General features: G+C 64.8%; 22 protein-coding genes, 1 tRNA gene and 1 pseudogene. 8 read left to right on the top strand and 16 right to left on the bottom strand.

Annotated features, from left to right (window positions below; genetic code table 11):
- Nucleotides 1–1213, top strand: a pseudogene (locus tag AC0L28_RS14410) (FAD-dependent oxidoreductase).
- Here AC0L28_RS14410 and AC0L28_RS14405 read toward each other — a convergent pair.
- Nucleotides 1176–1937, bottom strand: a complete 762-nt coding sequence (locus AC0L28_RS14405; protein WP_473478199.1) for a glutathione S-transferase family protein — start codon at nt 1935–1937, stop codon at nt 1176–1178. The pseudogene AC0L28_RS14410 and the gene AC0L28_RS14405 overlap by 38 nt on opposite strands.
- 98 nt (nt 1938–2035) lie before the next feature.
- Between AC0L28_RS14405 and AC0L28_RS14400 the strand changes: the two genes are divergently transcribed.
- Nucleotides 2036–2488: a MarR family winged helix-turn-helix transcriptional regulator gene (locus AC0L28_RS14400; protein WP_473478196.1), complete on the top strand. Its 453-nt coding sequence runs from the start codon at nt 2036–2038 to the stop codon at nt 2486–2488.
- Nucleotides 2489–2525: 37 nt separating this feature from the next.
- Here the strand turns inward: AC0L28_RS14400 and AC0L28_RS14395 are convergent, their stop codons facing one another.
- The gene (locus tag AC0L28_RS14395) at nt 2526–2954 is read right to left on the bottom strand and encodes an anthrone oxygenase family protein (protein ID WP_473478193.1); all 429 of its coding nucleotides are present in this window, start codon (nt 2952–2954) and stop codon (nt 2526–2528) included.
- A gap of 181 nt (nt 2955–3135) precedes the next feature.
- On the opposite strand from AC0L28_RS14395, the gene AC0L28_RS14390 reads away from it, so the two are divergent.
- Entirely contained in the window at nt 3136–3801 is a 666-nt protein-coding gene (locus AC0L28_RS14390; RefSeq protein ID WP_473478253.1) for a TetR/AcrR family transcriptional regulator, read from the top strand.
- A gap of 138 nt (nt 3802–3939) precedes the next feature.
- A complete protein-coding gene (gene ilvC / locus AC0L28_RS14385) occupies nt 3940–4959 on the top strand; it encodes a ketol-acid reductoisomerase (RefSeq protein WP_473478191.1) in 1020 nt (339 codons plus the stop codon).
- 108 nt (nt 4960–5067) lie between these two features.
- Here the strand turns inward: ilvC and AC0L28_RS14380 are convergent, their stop codons facing one another.
- Together AC0L28_RS14380 and AC0L28_RS14375 are read right to left on the bottom strand one after the other, a co-directional pair.
- A complete protein-coding gene (locus AC0L28_RS14380) occupies nt 5068–5352 on the bottom strand; it encodes a PilZ domain-containing protein (protein WP_023798825.1) in 285 nt (94 codons plus the stop codon).
- A 180-nt stretch (nt 5353–5532) separates the two neighbouring features.
- Nucleotides 5533–6174 (bottom strand): BA14K family protein, encoded by a 642-nt coding sequence (locus tag AC0L28_RS14375; protein WP_023798826.1) that lies wholly within the window; start codon nt 6172–6174, stop codon nt 5533–5535.
- Nucleotides 6175–6329: 155 nt separating this feature from the next.
- On the opposite strand from AC0L28_RS14375, the gene AC0L28_RS14370 reads away from it, so the two are divergent.
- Nucleotides 6330–7439, top strand: coding sequence for an endonuclease/exonuclease/phosphatase family protein (locus tag AC0L28_RS14370; RefSeq protein ID WP_473478188.1), 1110 nt, complete (start codon nt 6330–6332; stop codon nt 7437–7439).
- Between the two features lie 12 nt (nt 7440–7451).
- A complete protein-coding gene (locus AC0L28_RS14365; protein WP_473478185.1) occupies nt 7452–8168 on the top strand; it encodes a hypothetical protein in 717 nt (238 codons plus the stop codon).
- Between the two features lie 149 nt (nt 8169–8317).
- Here AC0L28_RS14365 and AC0L28_RS14360 read toward each other — a convergent pair whose 3' ends face one another.
- The 4 genes from AC0L28_RS14360 to AC0L28_RS14345 form a co-directional block, all read right to left on the bottom strand.
- Complete coding sequence (locus AC0L28_RS14360) at nt 8318–8560, bottom strand: hypothetical protein (protein ID WP_287056225.1); 243 nt, start codon at nt 8558–8560, stop codon at nt 8318–8320.
- 121 nt (nt 8561–8681) lie between these two features.
- Nucleotides 8682–9899, bottom strand: a complete 1218-nt coding sequence (locus AC0L28_RS14355; RefSeq protein ID WP_473478182.1) for an ABC transporter permease — start codon at nt 9897–9899, stop codon at nt 8682–8684.
- A gap of 2 nt (nt 9900–9901) precedes the next feature.
- The gene (locus AC0L28_RS14350) at nt 9902–10606 is read right to left on the bottom strand and encodes an ABC transporter ATP-binding protein (protein WP_473478179.1); all 705 of its coding nucleotides are present in this window, start codon (nt 10604–10606) and stop codon (nt 9902–9904) included.
- A 6-nt stretch (nt 10607–10612) separates the two neighbouring features.
- Nucleotides 10613–11905, bottom strand: coding sequence for an efflux RND transporter periplasmic adaptor subunit (locus tag AC0L28_RS14345; protein ID WP_473478176.1), 1293 nt, complete (start codon nt 11903–11905; stop codon nt 10613–10615).
- A gap of 126 nt (nt 11906–12031) precedes the next feature.
- Between AC0L28_RS14345 and AC0L28_RS14340 the strand changes: the two genes are divergently transcribed.
- Complete coding sequence (locus AC0L28_RS14340; protein WP_473478174.1) at nt 12032–12943, top strand: PhzF family phenazine biosynthesis protein; 912 nt, start codon at nt 12032–12034, stop codon at nt 12941–12943.
- A 104-nt stretch (nt 12944–13047) separates the two neighbouring features.
- Nucleotides 13048–13123: transfer RNA gene (locus tag AC0L28_RS14335), tRNA-Lys, on the top strand.
- Nucleotides 13124–13234: 111 nt separating this feature from the next.
- On the opposite strand, the gene AC0L28_RS14330 is transcribed toward AC0L28_RS14335, so the two are convergent.
- From AC0L28_RS14330 to cbiE, 8 genes are all read right to left on the bottom strand, one after another.
- Nucleotides 13235–13771, bottom strand: a complete 537-nt coding sequence (locus AC0L28_RS14330) for an MgtC/SapB family protein (RefSeq protein ID WP_128173903.1) — start codon at nt 13769–13771, stop codon at nt 13235–13237.
- A gap of 105 nt (nt 13772–13876) precedes the next feature.
- Nucleotides 13877–14887: a nicotinate-nucleotide--dimethylbenzimidazole phosphoribosyltransferase gene (cobT, locus tag AC0L28_RS14325; protein WP_473478172.1), complete on the bottom strand. Its 1011-nt coding sequence runs from the start codon at nt 14885–14887 to the stop codon at nt 13877–13879.
- Nucleotides 14888–14911: 24 nt separating this feature from the next.
- Nucleotides 14912–15691 carry an adenosylcobinamide-GDP ribazoletransferase gene (locus AC0L28_RS14320; protein ID WP_473478170.1) on the bottom strand — a complete coding sequence of 260 codons (780 nt, stop codon included), beginning with the start codon at nt 15689–15691 and terminating at the stop codon, nt 14912–14914.
- A 63-nt stretch (nt 15692–15754) separates the two neighbouring features.
- Nucleotides 15755–17065, bottom strand: coding sequence for a cobyrinate a,c-diamide synthase (locus tag AC0L28_RS14315; RefSeq protein ID WP_473478167.1), 1311 nt, complete (start codon nt 17063–17065; stop codon nt 15755–15757).
- Complete coding sequence (cobA, locus tag AC0L28_RS14310; RefSeq protein WP_473478165.1) at nt 17062–17880, bottom strand: uroporphyrinogen-III C-methyltransferase; 819 nt, start codon at nt 17878–17880, stop codon at nt 17062–17064. The genes AC0L28_RS14315 and cobA overlap by 4 nt, the downstream gene beginning before the upstream one ends.
- Nucleotides 17877–18641 carry a precorrin-4 C(11)-methyltransferase gene (gene cobM, locus AC0L28_RS14305; RefSeq protein ID WP_287192454.1) on the bottom strand — a complete coding sequence of 255 codons (765 nt, stop codon included), beginning with the start codon at nt 18639–18641 and terminating at the stop codon, nt 17877–17879. The genes cobA and cobM overlap by 4 nt, the downstream gene beginning before the upstream one ends.
- A complete protein-coding gene (locus tag AC0L28_RS14300; protein WP_473478162.1) occupies nt 18638–19024 on the bottom strand; it encodes a cobalamin biosynthesis protein in 387 nt (128 codons plus the stop codon). Before AC0L28_RS14300 ends, cobM begins: the two co-directional genes overlap by 4 nt.
- The gene (gene cbiE, locus AC0L28_RS14295) at nt 19021–20250 is read right to left on the bottom strand and encodes a precorrin-6y C5,15-methyltransferase (decarboxylating) subunit CbiE (protein WP_473478159.1); all 1230 of its coding nucleotides are present in this window, start codon (nt 20248–20250) and stop codon (nt 19021–19023) included. The genes AC0L28_RS14300 and cbiE overlap by 4 nt, the downstream gene beginning before the upstream one ends.
- Nucleotides 20251–20328: the final 78 nt, after the last annotated feature.

The raw sequence follows: 20328 nt of genomic DNA, 5'->3' as shown, positions 1-20328 counted from the left end.
ATGGGCAATTCTCTGGACTTCGCGATTGCCGGCGCCGGCCCGGCCGGGCTGGCCGCGGCGCTCTATCTGAAGCGTGCCGGGCATCGGGTCACCATCTTCGAGCGCTTCGACGAGCCAAAGCCGGTCGGGTCCGGGCTGATCCTGCAGCCGACCGGGCTGACGGTGCTTGCCGATCTTGGTGTGCTCGACGACATCCTGGCGCTGGACAGCCGCATCGACCGGCTGCATGGCGCCGATGCGAAAACCGGCCGCATCGTGCTCAGTCGTTTCGGGCTGGCGGTGCACCGGGCGGCCCTGTTCGGCGTGCTTTTCGGTGCCGTCCGGCGCGAGGCGATCACCATCGAAACCGGCGTCGAGCTCGAGACGCTGGAAACCGGCGAACGGGCAACGCTGATCTGCGGCAACGGGCGAAGGATAGGGCCGTTCGATCTGGTCGTCGATGCCAGCGGTTCGCGCTCCAGATTGCGGCAGCGCGTAGGGAGCCCGGGGGAGCCGCGGCCGCTCGCCTATGGCGCGTTCTGGGCGTCGCTCGGCTGGCGCGGCGACGGTTTTGACGAGCACGCTCTGCTGCAGCGCTACGACAGAGCAAGCGTGATGATCGGCGTGCTGCCGATCGGCAGGCCGGAACCGGGCGCCGAGAAGATGGCGGCGTTCTTCTGGAGCCTGAAGCCGGCGGACGCAGAGCAGGTCAGGGCGACAGGCCTCGACGCCTGGAAGGCGAGGGTGGTTCGGCTGTGGCCCGAATGCGATGCGATCACGCGCCAGATCGACAGGTTCGATCAGCTTTCGCTGGCGCGCTACGGCCATCACACGCTCAAGGTGCCGGCCGGACGGCGATGGGCGATCATCGGCGACGCGGCGCATTCGACCAGCCCGCAGCTCGGGCAAGGGGGCGAACATGGCGCTGCTCGACGCGGCGGCGCTCAACTATGCGCTCATAGGAACGGATCGTGTCGATACTGCGCTGGAGGTCTATGTCCAGGCGCGGCGATGGCATGTCCCGGTGTTTCAGGCGCTGTCGCTGATGCTGACGCCGTTCTACCAGTCGGATTCGACCGTGATGCCGTTCGTCCGCGACAGGCTGGTGGCGTCGGTGGCAAAAATCCCGCCGGCGCCAAACATCCTTGCCTCGATGGTGGCTGGAACCGTGGTCGATCCGTTCAGGCGGATCGGTATCAAGGAAGCGCGGTGGCCGCCTGGTTGCGGCGGATGAGTTTCGAAAGGTGCGAACCCTTCGCTTGCAGGAATGCATGAAGCCGCTGTGGATAGTCCGGGGTGACGGCGTCCATCACCGACTTGCGTTCGTGCAATCGCTTTCGCCAGGCCTCGACACGCGGCTTTCCGCTCAGGATGCCGAACGCGCCGATCCGATCGAAGGCGTCGAAATAGCGGAAGACTGGCCCATAGACTGTATCGACCAGTGAAAAGCGCTCGCCAGCAAACCATGGCCCAGCCCAGCCAGCCGCCAGTTCCGCTTCGAGACGATCGAACATTGCCGACAGAGCTTCGCTTTCGGCAAGAAAGGCGGCCTCAGTCGGTGCGGAATAGAACCGACCAATGGCGTTGAGGATGGCCGAGCCGAACTCGATCCAGGCGCGATGCCGGGCGCGGGCCAGCGGGTCGGCAGGATGCAGTGGGTTGGCCAGCGTTTCCTCGAGAAATTCGAGGATGACCGCCGATTCGAAGATCACGGTTTCCTCGCCATTCTGCGGCACTCGCAGCAGCGGTACCTTGCCGAGCGGCGATATCGCCTTGAACCAGGCCGGTTTTTTGGCGAGATCGATGGTGAGGCGTTCGAACGGCACGTCCTTTTCGGCGAGCGAGATCGCCGCGCGCTGCACATAGGGACAAAGGTGGTGGCTGACGAGAACGAGCTTGTCGGTCACCGGGCCGCCCGTCTCCGGGATGTCGGCGATCTCCGAGATTACATGTTTCATGGCAGTGCCTTCCGATATAAATGCATTTGCATCTATATAGATGCATTTGCATTCACTGGCAAGCTTGATGCAATTGCATCTATCGCCTATGCTGCATCATGACGGAGAATCCTTCGCCGGCGGTCATCAAAGCCTGGGCGCGCCTGATGCGCGTTTCGCGCCAGCTGCTGGAAAGAGCCGAAGACGCGCTGAAGGACGCCGGCTTGCCGCCGCTTGCCTGGTACGACGTGCTGCATGAGCTTGCCGAAGCCGGCGAGGGCGGCTTGCGGCCGTTCCAGCTGATAGAGCGCACGCTGTTTGCGCAGTACAACGTCTCGCGGCTGCTGGCGCGGCTTGAAGCGGACGGGCTGGTCGAGAAGCTCAGGGTTGCCGATGACGGTCGCGGACAGACTGTCCGCATCACCAGCAAGGGGCGCGAGATGCGCCGCCGGATGTGGGCCGTCTACGGGCGATCGATTGCCGAGCTGGTCGGCGCCAGGCTCGCCAATGATGACCTGCAAACCTTGTCGGCTCTGCTCGGGCGGCTGCGTCATCCGGCCATATCGGAGTGATGTGGTCCCGCTGGCGCCGAAGATCGTTGCAGCGACGTCAGACACTTCCCCGGAGGAATGCCAGTGCCGCCAGCACGCCAAGCATGACGCGAACCAGATGCAGATTGCCCCATTTGACGATCAGCGCCCTCGCTTGCAGATTGACGGCGGCCGCGTCCATCGCCTCCAGCAACCGGTTTGTCGGCATCATTGCGATCAGCGTCCATGGCCATGGCAGGATGATCAGCACCGCCCCAGTGAGATAGGCGAGACTGCCGGTCTGCCACCAGGCAACGACACCAAGGACACAGGCGACGACGGCGATCGATGCCTGCATGGCGGCGCCGCGCTTGTAGGAAGGCTGCCATTCCTGCAGCAGTGCACGGTCGTCGAGGCGAAGCCGCGCCGGCTGCTCGGCAACGCTGATATAGATGGCGGCGCCCGCGAAAGCGGCGGCAACGGTCAATGCAAGCAGGCCGACAAGCATTTTTCTCTCCGCGACAAGTCGTTCGAGCGGTGGCCGTTCGAGCGGTGGCCGTTCCGGCCCAGAAGCGTCAAAAAGCGGAGATAGGGCTTGCACCGGGCCCGGCAATACGTCATAGACACGCCGAACCGTAACGTACGGTACGGCCCTGGCCGCCGCTTTTATCGAGCAGGAAAAGAGTTTGTTGCAGGCAAGCGTCGACATCGACACCAGCGAAGCGCTGACCGAGCGGCAGAAAGCCGTGCTCGACGCCGCGCTTCGCCTGCTGGTCGAGGAGGGCGATCAGTTGACCATGACCGCTGTGGCGCGGCGGGCAAGCTGTTCCAAGGAAACGCTCTACAAATGGTTCGGCGATCGCGACGGGCTGTTGACGGCAATTGTGCAATGGCAGGCCTCCAAGGTGCGGGTGGTGCCGGTCGACGGCAAGGGGCTTACCCTTGCTTCGCTGACGGTGAGCCTCGCACGTTTCGCTTCGGACTGGCTCAAGGTGATTTCGAGCGACACATCGCTCGCGCTGAACCGCGTCGCCATTGGCCGTGCTGGCGCAATCCGGCGCAAGGACGGGAACGATGATCTTGGCGCCATCGTGCTGGAGAACGGGCGTTTCGCGCTGGCCCGGCGCCTGAAGCCGGTGCTGGAGGCCGGTCGGCAGGCCGGGCTTCTTGAGTTCTCGGATGCCGAAGCGGCATTCCGCACCTTCTTCGGGCTGGTCGCCCGCGACGTGCAGATCCGCCTGCTGCTCGGCGACCGGCTAAAATTGACTGATGCGGCGATTGGCGGCGATGCCGTCCGGGCGACGCAGCAGTTTCTCGCTCTTTACGGAGCAAAAACCGGGCCGCAAGGCCCCTAGAGCCGGATGATTTCAGGTCAAGTCGACCTGAAATCTGAATCCGGCTCTAAATCAAAGAGATAGAGCATGATGTCGTCCGAAAACCGCTTCACACTTTTCGGCATCATGCTCTGAATTCAAAAACGGGAAGGAAGAAAAATGCGTGTCTACTACGATCGCGACGCCGATCTCAACCTGATCAAGGGCAAGAAGGTCGCCATCATCGGCTATGGCAGCCAAGGCAGGGCGCATGCGCTCAATCTCAAGGAATCCGGCGTCAAGGATATCGCCATCGGCCTCAAGGCCGGCTCGGCGACCGCCCAGAAAGTCGAGGCCGACGGGCTCAAGGTGATGAGCGTGGCGGAAGCCGCCAAATGGGCCGACCTGATGATGATGGCGACGCCGGACGAGCTGCAGGCCGACATCTACAAGTCCGAAATCGCGCCGAACATCCGCGATGGCGCGGCGATCGCCTTTGCCCACGGCCTCAACGTGCACTTTGGCCTGATCGAGCCGAAGGCCTCGGTCGACGTCGTCATGATCGCGCCGAAGGGGCCCGGCCACACGGTGCGCGGCGAATACCAGAAGGGCGGCGGCGTGCCGTGCCTGGTCGCGGTCAACAAGGACGCTTCGGGCAACGCGCTTGATCTCGCTCTGTCCTATGCCTGCGGCGTCGGCGGCGGCCGTTCGGGCATCATCGAGACCAATTTCCGCGAGGAATGCGAGACCGACCTGTTTGGCGAGCAGGTGGTGCTGTGCGGCGGTCTGGTCGAGCTGATCCGCGCTGGCTTCGAGACGCTTGTGGAAGCCGGCTACGCACCGGAAATGGCCTATTTCGAGTGCCTGCACGAGGTCAAGCTGATCGTCGACCTGATCTATGAAGGCGGCATCGCCAACATGAACTACTCGATCTCGAACACCGCCGAATGGGGCGAATATGTTTCGGGCCCGCGCATCATCACCGCCGAGACCAAGGCCGAGATGAAGCGCGTGCTGAAGGATATCCAGACCGGCAAGTTCACCTCGGAATGGATGCAGGAGTATCGCGCCGGCATGTCGCGCTTCAAGGGCATCCGCCGCAACAATGACAGCCATCAGATCGAGGAAGTCGGCGCCAAGCTGCGCGCGATGATGCCGTGGATTTCGAAGAACAAGCTGGTCGACAAGGCCAAGAACTGACCGAAATCCGCAATTTTATCGTTGCACAGGAAAAGCCGGCGGAGCGCTCCGCCGGCTTTTACATGAAGGCCGTGTGGTTGGGTGGTTGGAGAATGCGGTTCAGGGGATTTAGCCGTAGTGCCAGGGGGGCTTTGGCTCGGTGCCGGTGAACATCACGCCGATGCGGTCCTCGCGGCGCCAGCGGACCACTGCCTTGTAGGCGATGCCGTCGGTCGGCACATAGAGCAGGAACTCGTCGGGCACGCGAGCGTCGATCGAGACCATCAATTCGGCGCCGCCGTCATGCATGTTGCGCACCGTGCACGTGACCTCGGACCTGGTGATGCCGGTCAGGATCGTCGCGCCCTTGAAGACGCGCTGCCTGCGTTTGTCCCTGTTTTCGTCTTCAGCCATCGCGCATAATCCCTGGTGCGATCGGCAGGATAATTAGGCCCGCCTGATAAACATAGCGTTATCGTCGGTGGCGAAACGATTTCGTGGTGCTCTGGCCGGACAAAGAACAGTTCAGAAGAAGGCTGAGCCAGACGGAAACGGCGCCGCGAGGGGCGGCGCCGCCTGGAATGCATCAGTCGATCAGCTATAGGGCGACCAGCATTGCTGGCGCGGGCCGTTATAGGGTTGGAACGTGTTGTCCCAGGTGCGATACGACCGGTAACGATTGTAGCACCACCGGACGTGAGCGCTGGAAAGCCGCCCGGCACGATAATAGCGGCGCGGCGCATAGTAACCGTTGTTGTAGTAGCCCCGGTTGTAGTAGCCTTGGTTGTAGTAGCCCTGGTACAGGCTGCCAAGGCCGAACCCAAGGCCCAAACCGAGAAGCGCGGCGGCGCCGTTGTCGTCGTCGTCGTAGTAACGGCCGTAATAGCCGCCACCGTAGTACCGGCCGTAATGGCCGCCACCGTAGTACCGGCCACGATTATGGCGCCAGTGCCGCCCACCGTTCCAGTTGCGGCGCCAGTGCCGCCCACCGTTCCAGTTGCCACGGTTCCAATTGCCACGGTTCCAGTTCCGGGAGAAATTACGGCCACGCATCCAGACGTTATTATTGCCGCCAGCCCAGCTCTCGCGCACCGGCACGATTTCGCGTGCCGCGGCAGCAGTTGGGAGCGGGACGTCAGGCTGAATGGGCCCGGCCATGGAAGGCGCCGAGAGGCCGGAAACAAGACCCAAGGTCAACATGCCCGATCGAATGGTAGTCAAAAAGAGCGGTTTCATTTCACTCTCCGAAGATTCAGGCCCCACTCAGACTAACCCTTAATCATGGACCTTTGCGTCTGAACGGAAGATGAACGGAAACGTTCCATCAACCATGAATGGGCATCGCCCAGCCCCCTTGTTTTCGGCTGCGCTTGTGGGCAAAGGTCACCGCCATGTCCCTGCGCCTCGCCACCTTCAATGTCGAAAACCTGATGAACAGGTTCGATTTTTCCGGATACCGCAACCAGCTCCATGAAGATCGCACGCTGGCGCTCTTCGATATCCAGAGCGAGGCCGAATACAAAATGCTGGAACAGGCGCGGGCGATCGCGCTATCCGACGACACGCGCCAGCTGACGGCACTGGCCATCGCAGCCACCCGCGCCGACATCATCTGCCTGCAGGAGGTCGACAATATCGAGGCGCTGAAGGCTTTCGAATACGGCTATCTGTTCAAGATGGTCGGGCATGGCTACCGCCAGAAATACACCACAGCCGGCAATGATTCGCGCGGCATCGATGTCGCCGTGATGATGCGCAACGAGACCGCGCAGGGCCAGCCGATCGAATTCGTGCGCATGACAAGCCACGCCTATGTCACGTTCGAGCAGTTCGGCCTGCACACGCCGGAGCTGGCAGCGTTCGGGCATCAGGCCAACCAGCGCATCTTCAGGCGCGACTGCCTGGAAATCGACCTGACCGTCGGTGGCGTGCCGCTGACGCTCTATCTGGTGCATTTCAAGTCGATGGGCACGCCCCGCAACGGCCTCGACGGCCGCCAGGCGACGATGCCGCTGCGCATCGCCGAGGCGCAAGCGGTGCGCCGGATCATCGAGGAGCGTTTCGGTGGGGATCACGCCGCCGACAATTGGGCGATCTGCGGCGACATGAACGACTATCGGCAGCGCGTGAAGATCTCCGGCGACGCCTTTGACGGCTACCGCTTCGAGGTGATCGACGAGAGCCAGTCCTGCCTCAACGTGCTCACCGCCGGCGGCTTTTGCGAGAATGCGGTCGAGCGGCGCCCGGAAATGGACCGTTGGACCTTGTATCATACGCGCGGGCCGCAAGAGCGGCATCTGTGCCAGCTCGACTACATCCTGTTGTCGAAGGCACTGGCAGCCAGGAACGCGACCGCCGTTCCCGACATCATCCGCAACGGCCAGCCCTGGCGCACGATCTTTCCGGCAGGCCAGGAGGTGGACCGGTTTCCGCGTTGCGGCTGGGACCGGCCGAAGGCGTCGGACCACTGTCCTGTGGCGACCACCCTTGAAATGACCTGAGGATCGTTTTCGTTGAGCTTCGACCTGCCGCGCAACATCATCCTTCCGGTCGACGCCGTCGATGTCAGGCTCGACCCCGGCCCGCATCCGTTCGAACGCGATAATGCGCAAGCGATCGCCGAGAATTGGCGGCGCGAGACCGCAGCCAACCCGGCGCTGTTCGACGGCACCGTGGTGCTGCTTACGGCGCTCCGCTATCGCGACAGCAGCCTCGTCGGCCGCTGCCATGCGGTGCGCTACTCGACCTTCATGCTTTGGCGCGGCAATCGCCAGGTGGCGGGGGCCGAGCACGCCTATGCCCATGCCATGCTGGTCGCCGGCGACAATGCGCTGGTGGCGATCCGCATGGCGTCGCACACCGTCAATGCCGGTCGCGTCTACTTCGCCGCCGGCTCGTTCGAGCCAACCGATTTCCGCGACGGCCTTGTCGATGTCGACTTCAACATGATCCGCGAGGTGCGGGAAGAAACCGGCCTCGACCTTGCCGGCGCGGCGCGCGGCAGGCGCTACTATGCCCTGTCGACGGCAACCGGCACGGTGATCTTTCGCCGCTATCGCGAAGCGGCATCCGCCGACGAGATCGCGCAGCGCATCAGTGCCTTTGTCGCCACCGAGGCAGAGCCGGAAATCGACGGGCCTGTCATCATCCGCAGTGCCGATGACCTGCCGGACGGGCTGATGCCGCACATGAAGCCACTGATCGAGTGGCATTTTGCCGGCAAGGACTAACGCATCGGGCCGAAAATCGGAATCGATTTTCGGAAAGCACGATGCGCAGATTCAAAGTGTTAGAGCGTACTTTGTGCGTCCAAGTGGACGCACGTCGCTGTTTCGAAGTGTTAGAGCGTACTTGTGCGTCCAAGTGGACGCACGTCGCTCTAATGACGCATTTTGTTTTCGATGGTTTTACGGTCGTTGCGGGCGGCGACGAAAAACAGCATGACGCCGATACCCAGCAGCGCACCCATCGTCGTTCCCATCGTCTGACCGACAACCTGCTGGAAATCGGCGGTGACATGATCGGGGTTGGCCATGCCATAGCTGGCCAAATACCACCACAAGCCCGCCAATGCGGCCTCGATGATCACCGTCACCAAAGCCACTCGCTCTTTCTTGCTCATCCCACTATCCCCCCTATCCCCAAGGCGATTGCTAGCACCGCGGGCTGTTCCGCGACAGGGGCAGGGCGACGGCCGCGTCAAAATTTTGGGGACATCTGAAGGCGGCGCACGCTGCGTCGTGCTATTCATGCCTCAGCGCGTCGATCGGATCGAGCCGCGCGCCGCGCAGCGCCGGGAAGAAACCGAACACCATGCCGATCAGCGCCGAGAAGCCGACGGCGAGCAGGATCACCGCCGGGCTTGGCGCAAACGGGATCGCCAGCGTCAGCGAGGCGAGGCCGGCCAGCGCCAGGCCGATCAGGATGCCGATGATGCCGCCGAGCAGCGACAGCACGGTGGCCTCGACCAGGAACTGGATGAGGATGTGCTTTTCATGCGCGCCGATGGCCAGCCTTATGCCGATCTCGCGGGTGCGCTCGGTGACCGACACCAGCATGATGTTCATGATGCCGATGCCGCCGACCAACAGGCTGACGCCGGCGACCGCGCCCAGCATGCCGGTCATCGTCGTGGTGGCGCTCGCCATGGCGTCGGCGATCTGGGTCATGTCGCGTATCGAGAAGTCGTCTTCGCGGTCCGGCGGGATGCGGCGTGCATCGCGCAAGATGTCCTCGACCCGCGGCAGCAGTTCGGTGGTCGGCGTCCTGTCGTCGGCGGCGACGTAGATCGAGTCGATGTCGCGGTTGCCGGCGATGCGGCGCTGGTAGGCGGCGAGCGGCATCAGCACGACATTGTCCTGATCCTGGCCGAAGCCGGTATAGCCCTTCGGCTCGAGCAGGCCGATGATCTTGCACGAGGTGCGGTTGACGCGAATGATCTCGCCTTCGGGGTCGCCGGCGCCGAAGAACTGCTGGCGCACGGTTTCGCCGATCAGGCAGACGCCGGTGCCCGAGCGGATTTCCGAATCGCTGAACGGTCGGCCCGAGACCAGCTTCCAGTCGCGCGCATCGAGATAGGCGCTGTCGGTGCCGGTGACACCCGACGTCAGGCTTTCGGTGCCGAAGATGATGCGGACCTGCTTTTGCGAGGCGGGCGAGATGGCGCGGGCGCCGCTCAGATGTGCGACAAGCGCGGCAAGTTCCTTGCTGCCGAGCGGACGTGTGGCCTGATCGAGCCCTCCCGGTCCGCCGGGCCCGGCCGGTCGGCCGGGGCGGACAACTAGCAAATTGCTGCCGAGCTTGGAAATGTCGGCCTTTACCTTTTCGGTGGTGCCCGAGCCGATGGTGAGCATGGCGATGACGGCGGCAACGCCGATGACGATGCCGAGCAGCGTCAGAAACGAGCGCAGCACGTTGCGGCGCACTGAAAGCAGCGAGAGGCGGACGGTTTCCCAGATCATGGTTACACCACCTCAAGGTTCATGGCATCGGAGGCGACGTGGCCGTCGAGGAAGCGGATCGTGCGCGCGGCATAGGCAGCGACATCGGCCTCGTGGGTGACCATGGCGATGGTCAGGCCAAGCTCGGTGTTCAGCCGCGTCAGCAACTCCATGATCTCGTGCGTGCGTGCGGTGTCGAGATTGCCGGTCGGTTCGTCGGCGACGAGCAGGGTCGGCCTGGTGACGATGGCGCGCGCGATCGCCACGCGCTGCTGCTGGCCGCCCGAGAGCTCGGCCGGCGTGTGGTGCTCGCGGCCGACAAGGCCGACCTCGGCCAGCGCCTTCATCGCGAGGTCGTGACGCTCGCGGGCGGCGACGCCGCGATAGATCAGCGGCAGTTCGACATTCTCCACCGCGGTGGTGCGCGGCAGGAGATTGTAGCCCTGGAAGACGAAGCCGAGATAGAGATTGCGCAGCATGGCGCGGCGGTTGCGGTCGAGGCGGCCAGCATCGATGCCCATGAAGCTGTAGGTTCCGGCCGTCGGCGTGTCGAGGCAGCCGATGATGTTCATCGCCGTCGATTTGCCCGAGCCGGACGGACCCATGATGGCGACGAATTCGCCGCTGCGGATGGCAAGATCGACGCCAGCCAGCGCATGGACCGTGGCCTCGCCCTGGCCATAGCTCTTCCAGACCTTGTGGAAGGTGATGAGCAGCGAGCCTGACATTGATTTTCAGCTCCGCTGCTGCGCTGCGGTGATGACTTGCGCACCTTCTGCGAGACCGGAGGTGATCTCGGTCACTTCGCCATCGGTGGAGCCGACCTTGACGTTGACCGGCCGAGGCCGGCCATTCTCCAGGACGTAGAGCGTGCGCGAGCCGTCGGTGGGCTGTGCCGTCGCCTGGCGCTGGCGGTTGCCGCGTGGACGGCCCATGCGGCCCGTGAACAGGTCGCTCAGGCTCCACGCTCGGGCAGCAGATGCCGCCGGCCGGTAACGGAAAGCTGTCGACGGCACGGTGAGCACGCCCTTGGCCTCTCTGGTGACGACCGAAACGGTGGCAGTCATGCCGGGCCGCAACAGAAGCTCGTTGTTGTCGACCTCGAACCGCGCGTCGTAGGTGACGACGCCGTCGGTGGTGACCGAAGCATAGGAGATGTCGCGGATCTCGGCATCGAACGGCCGCTCGGGAAAGGCGTCGACGGTGAAGCGGGCATGCTGGCCGGGCTTGACCGCGCCGATGTCGGCCTCGTCGACCGCTGCCTTCAACTCCATGTTCCTCAGGTCGGCGGCGATGACGAACAGCACCGGCGCTTGCAGCGAGGAGGCAACCGTCTGGCCGGGATCGACCGAGCGCGTCAGAACGATGCCGTCGATGGGCGCATAGATGGTGCTTTTGGCGAAGTCCGTCTGCTGCGCCTTGAGATCGGCATTGGCGATGGCCAGATTGGCTTTGGCGCTGTCGAGCGCTGCCTTTGAGCGGTCGCGCGTCGCTGTCGCCGCTTCAAGCGACTGGTCAGTCGCCATGCCGCGCTTGGCGAGCGCCGCCGCGCGCGCAACCGCCCTTTCGTTTTCGGTGAGGGTTACGGTGGCGGTCTCGACATTGGCAGCCGCCGCCTTGGCGGAAGCCTCGGCGCGCTCGATCTGCACCTCCAGCTTGGCCGTATCGAGCGCCGCCAGCACATCGCCCTTCTTCACCTGCTGGTTCTCGTTGACCGCGACCGAGCGGACGACGCCGGACAGTTCGCTCGAAATGTCGACCTGGGTGAGCGGCTGCAGCGTGCCGGTCGCCGATACTTCGACCGTGAGGTCGGCGACAGCGGCCGGCACGGTGGTATAGTCGATCTTGGCGGGAGACGCGGCATACCATTGGTACCCCGCCAGGCTTGCGGCGACGACGACCAGCACAAGCAGGCCATAAAGCCAGCCGCGACGCCGTTTCTTCTTCAGACCCAGGCGGTCGAGCCCGAGTGCCGTCTTTATGTCGGAAGTGGATTCCGTCTTTGGCAGATTGACAATCTGGTCCACGCCGGACCCCTATAATACCAGTGATGTCCCAACCGGTGCACTGATCAGGCCGAATGGTTCAAATATCAAATTAAATTTCGCCCATGTTTGGGCCCCTGTTGGGATTGAGGCAGAAGGCTTTCTACAATGCTGACCCGGAATTACTTACTTTACGACGTGTTCACCACCGAGCGGCTGGGCGGCAATCCGCTGGCCGTCGTGCTTGACAGCAAGGGACTGGACACTGCCGCGATGCAGGCTATCGCGGGCGAGTTCAACCTGTCGGAAACCGTTTTCGTGCTGCCGCCCGACAATCCCAAGCACCGCGCCCGCATCCGCATCTTCACGCCCGACCATGAGATGCCGTTCGCCGGCCATCCGACGGTGGGCGCTGCGATTGCGCTTGCCGAAATGGCTGGCGATGGCGACACTGCCGGCATCTTCGTGCTGGAGGAAAACATCGGCCCGGTGCGCTGCGCCGTCAGCAAGCACGATGGCGCCATCTTTGCCGAGTTCGACCTGGCCAAGCTGCCGGAGCGGCTGGAATTGTCCGCCGACCCGGAAGCGATCGGGGCGGCACTTGGCCTGGGGCCGCACGAAGTCGGCTTCGAAAACCACCGCGTCTCGTTCTGGTCGGCCGGCGTGCCCTACGTGACCATTCCGGTCGCCGATCTGGAGGCGGCGGCCCGGATAAGGCTGGACAACCAGGCGTGGTCGGAACTGGCGCCCCGCAAGAGCGATTGGGCCCTCGCCAGCCCGTATGTCTATTGCCGCGAGACGGTGAACCACGACAGCGCCTTTCATGTCCGCATGATCGTGCCGGCCAATCCATCCTATGAAGATCCGGCGACCGGTTCGGCGGCCGCCGCCTTCGCCGGCGCGATCATGCATTTCGATGGTCCGACAGAGGGTGTTTCCCAGCGTTGGATCGAACAAGGGCTGGAGATGGGGCGGCCTTCGCGCATTCGCCTCGAACTGAATGTCGAAGGCGGCAAACTGGCCGCCGCCCGCATCGGCGGCCATGCCGTCAAGGTGGCGGAAGGCAAGCTGTTCGTCTGATCGCGATCGGCTCGAGCCGATTTGTCGGGAAATGAATCCGGCAGGGCTGGACATGGCGGATGGCGGCGGCTATATGCCCGCCGACGCTGGTTTTACCGGCGAGTGGGTGCGTAGCTCAGTTGGTAGAGCAGCTGACTCTTAATCAGCGGGTCACAGGTTCGATCCCTGTCGCACCCACCATTTAATCCGTTGATATTACTCGCTTTCTCGCTGCCTGAAAGAGTGTCGCGAACATAGCGGTTCCAAATCTGACGGTTGGTTTCCAATTCGCGTTCGGTTCCAGTTGCAGCCTCAGCCTTTGGGCGGCTTGGACACGTCTTCTTCCGACATGGGCTTTTCTGGTCCGGCGTTCTCGCCAATACCGGACTTGTGGGCAAAACTATAGAGAAGGCCTGCCGCGACCAGCACCAAAAGCGTGCCGAGTGCCGCCACTTGCCACAGACCGAGCCCGCAGGCCACGCCGATTGCCCCGGAGAGCCACATGCCAGCCCCGGTCGTCAGCCCGTGAACCTCGCCCTTCGAAAACAAAATCGTTCCGGCAGCAAGGAACGCGACGCCGGCGGTGACCGCTTCGACAACGCGAATCGGATCGACCCTTACGGAATCCTGCTGAAACATCGGCGCGTGAATAATTTCAATCGTCAGAATACCGAAGGTAGCCGCCGCCACGCAGACCAGGATATGGGTGCGAAGCCCGGCAGGCCGATTTCGCCATTCGCGTTCGAAGCCGATCGCCGCACCGAAGATCGACGCCAAGAGAAGCCTCGCCGCAATAACGGGGAACGGGACGTATGTCGGATGGCCGAATTCCTGGAAAAGCTGTTGCATGCGTAACCCGGGCTGACCGGCCACAACGTGCTCGGGCCGGCCAGGTTCCCCGATGCTGCCGTGATCCATCGAGCAATCGGTCAAGACTTGATCAGTTTGACGAGATTACTTCTCCGAAACACCGGCCTCGGCAAAGCTTGCCATGCGGGCATGGCATTCGAGCGCGGAGCGGACGATGTTGACGGCGAGGCAGGCGCCGGAGCCTTCGCCGAGCCGCATGCCGAGGTCGAGCAGCGGCGGCAGGCCGAGCGCCTCGAGCAGCCGGCGATGGCCGGATTCGGCCGAGACATGGGCGGCAAGCGTGTGGGCGAGGCCGGCGGGGTGCAACCTTGCCAAGGGCGCGGCGGCGGCGGTGCAGACGAAGCCGTCGAGCAGCACCGGCACGCCTGAATGGCGCGCCGCCAGCGTCGCGCCAAGGATGGCGGCGAGTTCGCGCCCGCCGAGGGCTGCTGCGATCCCCAGCGGGTCGGCAAGGGCCTCGGCGTGGCGCTTGAGGCCGGCCTCGATGGCGGTGATCTTGCGCACCAGGCCGGCATCGTCGACGCCGGTGCCGCGACCGGTCCATTTTTCCGCGCCGCCGCCGAAAAGGGCGGCCGAAATGGCTGCTGCCGGCGTGGTGTTGCCGATGCCCATTTCGCCGAAACAGACGAGGTCGAGATCTCTGGTCACCGCGCCATAGCCGGCCGAGACGGCAGCGAGGAAGGCTTCGCCGTCCATTGCCGGCACTTGCGTGAAATCGCCGGTCGGACGGTCGAGGTCGAGCGGAATAACGTCGAGTTCGGCGCCGGCGATGCGGGCGAGCTGGTTGATGGCGGCGCCGCCGCCGGCGAAATTCGCCACCATCTGCACGGTGACCTCCGACGGGAAGGCCGACACGCCCTGTGCGGTGACGCCGTGGTTGCCGGCAAAGACGAACACTTTGACGCGGTCGAGCTGCGGCATGTCGCGGCCCTGCCAGCGGGCCAGCCATGCGGCTATGGCTTCCAATCGGCCAAGGCTGCCTTGCGGCTTGGTCAGCGTGTCCTGGCGGCGGGCGACAGCATCTGCCGCGGCTTCGCTGCCGGCAGGCAGATCGAGGCAGGCCGCGCGCAATTCATCAAGCGATTTGAAAGGCATGGGGGAAAAATCTCCGAAACAGAGTCAGGAAAGGAAAACGGAAGCAACGAGCAGGATTGCGATCTCGCCAGACTGCTGCAGCGCGCCGACCGTATCGCCGGTATGGCCGCCGATCTGGCTGCGGCACAGCTCGCGGAAGGCGGCAAACAACAGGCCGAGCAGGATAAGCGCGGCGACCGCGCCACCGAACCCTAGCGCCGGCAGCGCGACGGTGCCGAGCGCGGCGCCGGCAATGGCGGTTTCGGCCGAGACGGGGCCTGCATCGACCGAGAGGCCGTCGCTGCGCGCCGCCGGCAAAAGATGCATGAAAGCGCCGAACAAGCCGCGCGAGGCGGCATGCGCGGCAATCAGAGCCCAGAACATCTGGGCCGGGCCGGCGAATTCCGAAAGCACGCTCCAGCGGATAAGCAGCGACAGGGCGAGCGCGCAGGCGCCATAGGCGCCGATGCGGCTGTCGCGCATGATCTCCAGTTTTTTCTCGCGCGTTTTGCCGCCGCCAAAGCCGTCGGCGACATCCGAAAGCCCGTCTTCATGCATGCAGCCGGTGGCGAGCAAGGTCGCGGCAAGGGCAAGTGCCGCTGCCGGGCCGGCGGCAAGGCCGAGCCAGGTCCCGACCGCGTAAACCAGGGCGCCAATCAGAGCGACGGCGAGGCCGGCAACGGGCGCTGCCCAGATCGCGGCAGCAAGGCTGCGGTCCCGAAAATCGACGACCGGCAGCGGCAGCCGGGTGAAGAAGACGACGCAGAGCGCGATGTCATCGAGCGCCTGGCGAAGCGAAGGGGGCATGTTCTCGAGTTTGAGCATCATCTATTCCGAAAACCGGTTCCCACTTTTCGCTGGCGCGGACCTCCGGTTCGGGATCATGCTCTAGCCTCTCGCGATGGCATGGAAGAACGTGCCGCTGACATGGCCGCGCCGGTAACCGGAGGCGCCGAGCGGATTGCCTTGGCCGTCAGCGAGGTCGGCCAGCGGTTCGTCACTGCCGATGGCAATCATCTGCGCATAGTGGAATTCGTGGCCGCGGATCAGCGCGCCTTGGGCTCCCAGCGGACAATCGGCGCGCAACCGCGCCTCGCGGTAGCCGAGGTTCATCTTTCGCTTGGCAAAGCTGGTCGAGTGGCCGAGCAGGCCGAGCATCGCGTGCGTCTCGCCCGATGCGTCCTCCAGCGCTTCGCCGAGCACCATGAAGCCGCCGCACTCGCCATGCACCGGCCGTGTTGCCGCAAACGCCTCGATGCCGGCCCTGAACGTCGCAGCCGCCGCGAGGCGGCCGGCGTGAAGCTCGGGATAGCCGCCGGGCAGCCAGCAGACATCGCAATTTTCGCCGGGCGCTTCGTCGGCAAGCGGCGAGAAGCGGATGATTTCAGCCCCTGCCTTGTGCCAATGCGCGGCGACATGCGGATAGAGGAAGGTGAAGGCGGCATCCTCTGCCAGTGCGATGCGTTGTCCGGGCGGTGGCAGCGCGTCGTCGAAACTGCCGGGAGTGGGCGCGAATGGCGCCGCCAGCGCCATGATGGCGTCGAGGTCGAGCGAGCGTTCGACCATGTCGGCCAACCGGTCGAGATGCGCCAATAAATTCTCATATTCGCCGGCCTGGACGAGGCCGAGATGCCGCTCCGGCAGGTTGAGCGAAGGATCGCGCAGGATCGCGCCGACCACCGGCAGGCCGACCGCCTCGATCGCGTCGCTGCAGAGACGGCGGTGGCGCTCGCTGCCCAGCCGGTTGAGCACGACGCCGGCCATGCGTACATCAGGGTCATAGCTGGCAAACCCCTTGGCGACGGCTGCCGCCGTGGTCGACTGTCCGGAAACGTCGAGCACCAGCAGCACCGGCAGGCCGTAGAGCCGTGCGAGATCGGCCGCCGAGCCGGTGCGGCCCGGAGCAGCCGGAATCCCGTCGAACAGGCCCATGGCGCTTTCCAGGAAGATGAAATCGGCATCTTCAGTTGCGTCGCCGGCCAGCGCGTTGAGCAAAGCAGGCGGCATCGCCCAGCTGTCGAGGTTGACGCCGGAAAGGCCTGTCGCGGCGGTGTGAAAACCTGGGTCGATATAATCGGGGCCGGATTTGGCGCCGCGCACCTTGAGGCCGCGCCGGGCGAGCGCGCGCAATATACCAATGGTGACGCTGGTCTTGCCCGAGCCTGAGCGCGGCGCGCCGATGATGATCGCGCGGGTCACGGCTCGCCCGCCAATGCCGCGCGCATCGCGACGATACCGCCGACGACGATCAGCGCCGGCGCGCTCAACCCGGCGGCGGCCGCCTCATCGGCGATGGTGGCAAGGGTGGCGACGACGATGCGCTCCTGCGGCGTCGTCGCGGCGACGATCACTGCAGCAGGCGTCGAAGGCGGCAGGCCGCCGCCAAGCAGCGAGGCTGATATCAGCGGCAGATTGGCCATGCCCATATAGACGACGACCGGCTGACCGGTGCGGGCGATTGCTGTCCAGTCGAGGTCGTCGTCGGTGCCGGCGGCGTGGCCGGTGGCCAGGATCACCGCCTTGTTGATGCCGCGCATGGTCGCCGGGATGCCGGCTCCGGCAAGCGCGCTGAGGCCCGAAGTCAGGCCGGACAGCACGCGGAACGGGATGTTTTGGCCCGCCAGCGCCAGCGCCTCTTCGCCGCCGCGGCCGAAAATATAAGGGTCGCCGCCTTTCAGCCTGACGACGCGGCGGCCTTCTCGCGCCAGCCGCACCAGCAAAGCGGTGATGTCGTCCTGCTTCATCGACGGTTGGCCGCCACGCTTGCCGGCGTAAAAAAGCTCGGCGCCCGACGCCACTGCCACGACATCGGGAGAGACCAGTGCGTCGTAGACGAGGGCATCGCACTGCCCAAGTGCGGCCAGCACTTCCAGCGTCAGGCAGCCGGGATCGCCAGGGCCGGCGCCGGCCAGCCAGACATGGCCCGGCTCAAGCTGGCGCGGCTTGAAGTTCAGCCGGGCCAAAGCCTGTTCGATCGTGGTGTTTCCGCTGTTGTTTCCGGTGCCGTCGTTCACAGTCCGTCCCGTCCGCGAAAGCGCCGCTGGTAGTGGGCGTCGTAAAGTGAGCTCTCGCCAAAGTTTTCCGCTGCCAGCGAGCGGCCGACGAAGATGATGGCCGTGCGCTCCATCGGATCGGCGGCCAGTTGCGCCTCGATCGTCGCCAGCGTGCCGGTCAGCACGCGCTCGTCCGGCCAGGAGGCACGGAAGACGACCGCTACCGGGCAATCGGCGCCATAGAACGGCGTCAGCTCGGCGACGATGCGGTCGACGGCGTGGATGGCAAGGTGGATGGCCAGCGTCGCGCCGGTGCGGCCGAAGCCTGCCAGCGTCTCGCCGGGCGGCATTTTGGACGCGCGGCCGGAGATGCGGGTCAGCACCAGGCTTTGCGCGACTTCGGGAATGGTCAGTTCGCGGCGGAGCGCTGCCGCGGCAGCCGCGAAGGAGGGCACGCCCGGCGTCAGCGTATAGGCGATGCCGTGCTTCTCCAGCCGGCGGATCTGCTCGGCGACGGCGCTCCACACCGACAGGTCGCCGGAATGCAGGCGGGAGACATCGTGGCCGGCCTGGTGGGCCGCCACATATTCCGCTTCGATCTCGTCGAGCGACATCGGCGCGGTGTCGATCAGCTTCGTGCCCGGGGCGCAGTGCTGCAACAGTTCCGGGGCGACGATCGAGCCGGCATAGAGGCAGACCGGGCAGCTTGCCAGCAGCCGGCTGCCGCGCAAGGTGATGAGGTCGGCCGCGCCCGGTCCGGCGCCGATGAAGTGGACGGTCATGCGGCGTCTCCGCTGATGGCGATGGCGCAGGTGACCGGGCCAAGCACGGTGCGCGGCCCGAGCAGTTTTGCGCCTTTGCCCGCGGCAGCAAGCGCCGAGGCTTCGGAAACCGACGGCGTGCCGGCACGCGCCTGCGACAGGTCGGAACGGCTGATTGCGCGCGGCGACGCGGCCTCGAGCGCAACGTCCTCGACAACGATCACTGGAAGAGCGAGTTCGCGGCCCGCAGAGAAGATTGCCTGCTCGTCCTGCTTCTGAGAAGCGGTGGCGAGCGCCGAAAGCGCCGTCATCGCCAGCCCATGTGCTTCCAGAGCGGTTTCTATGGCGGCAAGCACATCCCTTGCGCTGACGCCCTTGCGGCTGCCGATGCCCGCGACCATCATGGCTTGACCCAGCTCCATTGGGTGACCGGCATGGCCGGCCGCCAGGCCTGCATCGAGCCAACCGGCGAAGCGCGGGATAGTGCGATGCGGGTGAGATCGCCGCCGAGCGACGCGTGACGGGCGAGAAGCAGCGCCTCCATCTCCAGCGTCACCGCATTGGCAACCAGCCGGCCGCCAACACGCAGGGCCTTGATGGCCGCGCCCAGCACGCCGGTATCGCTGCCGCCGCCGCCGATGAAGATCGCATCGGGCGTGCCTAGGTTGGCAAGCGCCTTTGGTGCCGAACCTTCGACGACGACAAGGCCGGGCACGCCGCAGTGTGAAGCATTGCGGTGGATGCGGGCGGCGCGGCTTGGATCGGCCTCGATGGCAATGGCGCGCATCGACGGATGGGCGAGCATCCATTCGATGCCGATCGAGCCGGAGCCCGCGCCGATGTCCCACAGCAACTCGCCGCGCCTGGGGGCGAGGGCCGACAGGGTGATGGCGCGCACTTCGCGCTTGGTGATCTGGCCGTCATGCTCGAACAAATGATCGGCAAGGCCCGATGTCAGCGGCAGGATGCGTGCTTCCGAAGTTGAGTCGACTTCGACCGCCAGCACGTTGAGCGGATTGATCTTTTCGATGTCGAAGGCGTCCGCGCGCGCCAAGCGCAACCTTTCGTTCGGGCCGCCCAGCGCCTCAAGTGACGTCAGCTGCGAGGCACCGAAGCCGAGCTCGGTCAGCAGGCGCGCAATCGCCGCCGGTGCATCGCCGTCCGAGGTCAGCGCAAGGATGCGGCTGCCCGGATGCAGCAGCGGCCGGATCAGGTCGAGCGGGCGGCCGTGCAGCGAAATGGTCTCGATATCCTGCAGCGCCCAGCCGAGGCGGGCGGCGGCCAGCGAGAAGGCAGAAGCGGCTGAAATCACCTGCATCTCCTGGGCAGGAATTTTGCGAGCAAGGGTGACGCCGACGCCATGGAAGAACGGATCGCCCGACGCCAGCACGCAGACTCGCCTGCCGGAAAGCGCCAGCACGTCGCGCATCTCGGCCTCGAAAGGGGTCGGCCAGGCACGGGCTTCGCCTTTGGCGAGCGACACGACGAGCGCAAGGTGGCGCGTGCCGCCGAAGACGAATTCGGCCTCGGCGATCAGCCGCTTGGCCTCGTCGCCGAGACCCGCTACACCGTCCTCGCCGATGCCGACGATTGTGAGCCATTTTGGTGTTGGCTGTTTATTGTTTGACATGCCGCGCCGCCCCTCATCCGCCTGCCGGCACCTTCTCCCCGTATAGTGACGGGGAGAAGGGAACTGGCCGCAACGCTG

The sequence above is a fragment of the Mesorhizobium sp. WSM4847 genome, from assembly GCF_055811335.1.
This window is presented reverse-complemented; position numbering and strand designations above follow the sequence as displayed.

Excerpts from the sequence above, each read along its gene's own strand:
- AC0L28_RS14405 (WP_473478199.1), bottom strand. The coding sequence starts at position 1,937 with ATGAAACATGTAATCTCGGAGATCGCCGACATCCCGGAGACGGGCGGC.
- AC0L28_RS14400 (WP_473478196.1), top strand. The coding sequence starts at position 2,036 with ATGACGGAGAATCCTTCGCCGGCGGTCATCAAAGCCTGGGCGCGCCTG.
- AC0L28_RS14395 (WP_473478193.1), bottom strand. The coding sequence starts at position 2,954 with ATGCTTGTCGGCCTGCTTGCATTGACCGTTGCCGCCGCTTTCGCGGGC.
- ilvC (WP_473478191.1), top strand. The coding sequence starts at position 3,940 with ATGCGTGTCTACTACGATCGCGACGCCGATCTCAACCTGATCAAGGGC.
- AC0L28_RS14380 (WP_023798825.1), bottom strand. The coding sequence starts at position 5,352 with ATGGCTGAAGACGAAAACAGGGACAAACGCAGGCAGCGCGTCTTCAAG.
- AC0L28_RS14375 (WP_023798826.1), bottom strand. The coding sequence starts at position 6,174 with ATGAAACCGCTCTTTTTGACTACCATTCGATCGGGCATGTTGACCTTG.
- AC0L28_RS14370 (WP_473478188.1), top strand. The coding sequence starts at position 6,330 with ATGTCCCTGCGCCTCGCCACCTTCAATGTCGAAAACCTGATGAACAGG.
- AC0L28_RS14360 (WP_287056225.1), bottom strand. The coding sequence starts at position 8,560 with ATGAGCAAGAAAGAGCGAGTGGCTTTGGTGACGGTGATCATCGAGGCC.
- AC0L28_RS14355 (WP_473478182.1), bottom strand. The coding sequence starts at position 9,899 with ATGATCTGGGAAACCGTCCGCCTCTCGCTGCTTTCAGTGCGCCGCAAC.
- AC0L28_RS14350 (WP_473478179.1), bottom strand. The coding sequence starts at position 10,606 with ATGTCAGGCTCGCTGCTCATCACCTTCCACAAGGTCTGGAAGAGCTAT.
- AC0L28_RS14340 (WP_473478174.1), top strand. The coding sequence starts at position 12,032 with ATGCTGACCCGGAATTACTTACTTTACGACGTGTTCACCACCGAGCGG.
- AC0L28_RS14330 (WP_128173903.1), bottom strand. The coding sequence starts at position 13,771 with ATGCAACAGCTTTTCCAGGAATTCGGCCATCCGACATACGTCCCGTTC.
- cobT (WP_473478172.1), bottom strand. The coding sequence starts at position 14,887 with ATGCCTTTCAAATCGCTTGATGAATTGCGCGCGGCCTGCCTCGATCTG.
- AC0L28_RS14320 (WP_473478170.1), bottom strand. The coding sequence starts at position 15,691 with ATGCTCAAACTCGAGAACATGCCCCCTTCGCTTCGCCAGGCGCTCGAT.
- cobM (WP_287192454.1), bottom strand. The coding sequence starts at position 18,641 with ATGACCGTCCACTTCATCGGCGCCGGACCGGGCGCGGCCGACCTCATC.
- AC0L28_RS14300 (WP_473478162.1), bottom strand. The coding sequence starts at position 19,024 with ATGATGGTCGCGGGCATCGGCAGCCGCAAGGGCGTCAGCGCAAGGGAT.
- cbiE (WP_473478159.1), bottom strand. The coding sequence starts at position 20,250 with ATGTCAAACAATAAACAGCCAACACCAAAATGGCTCACAATCGTCGGC.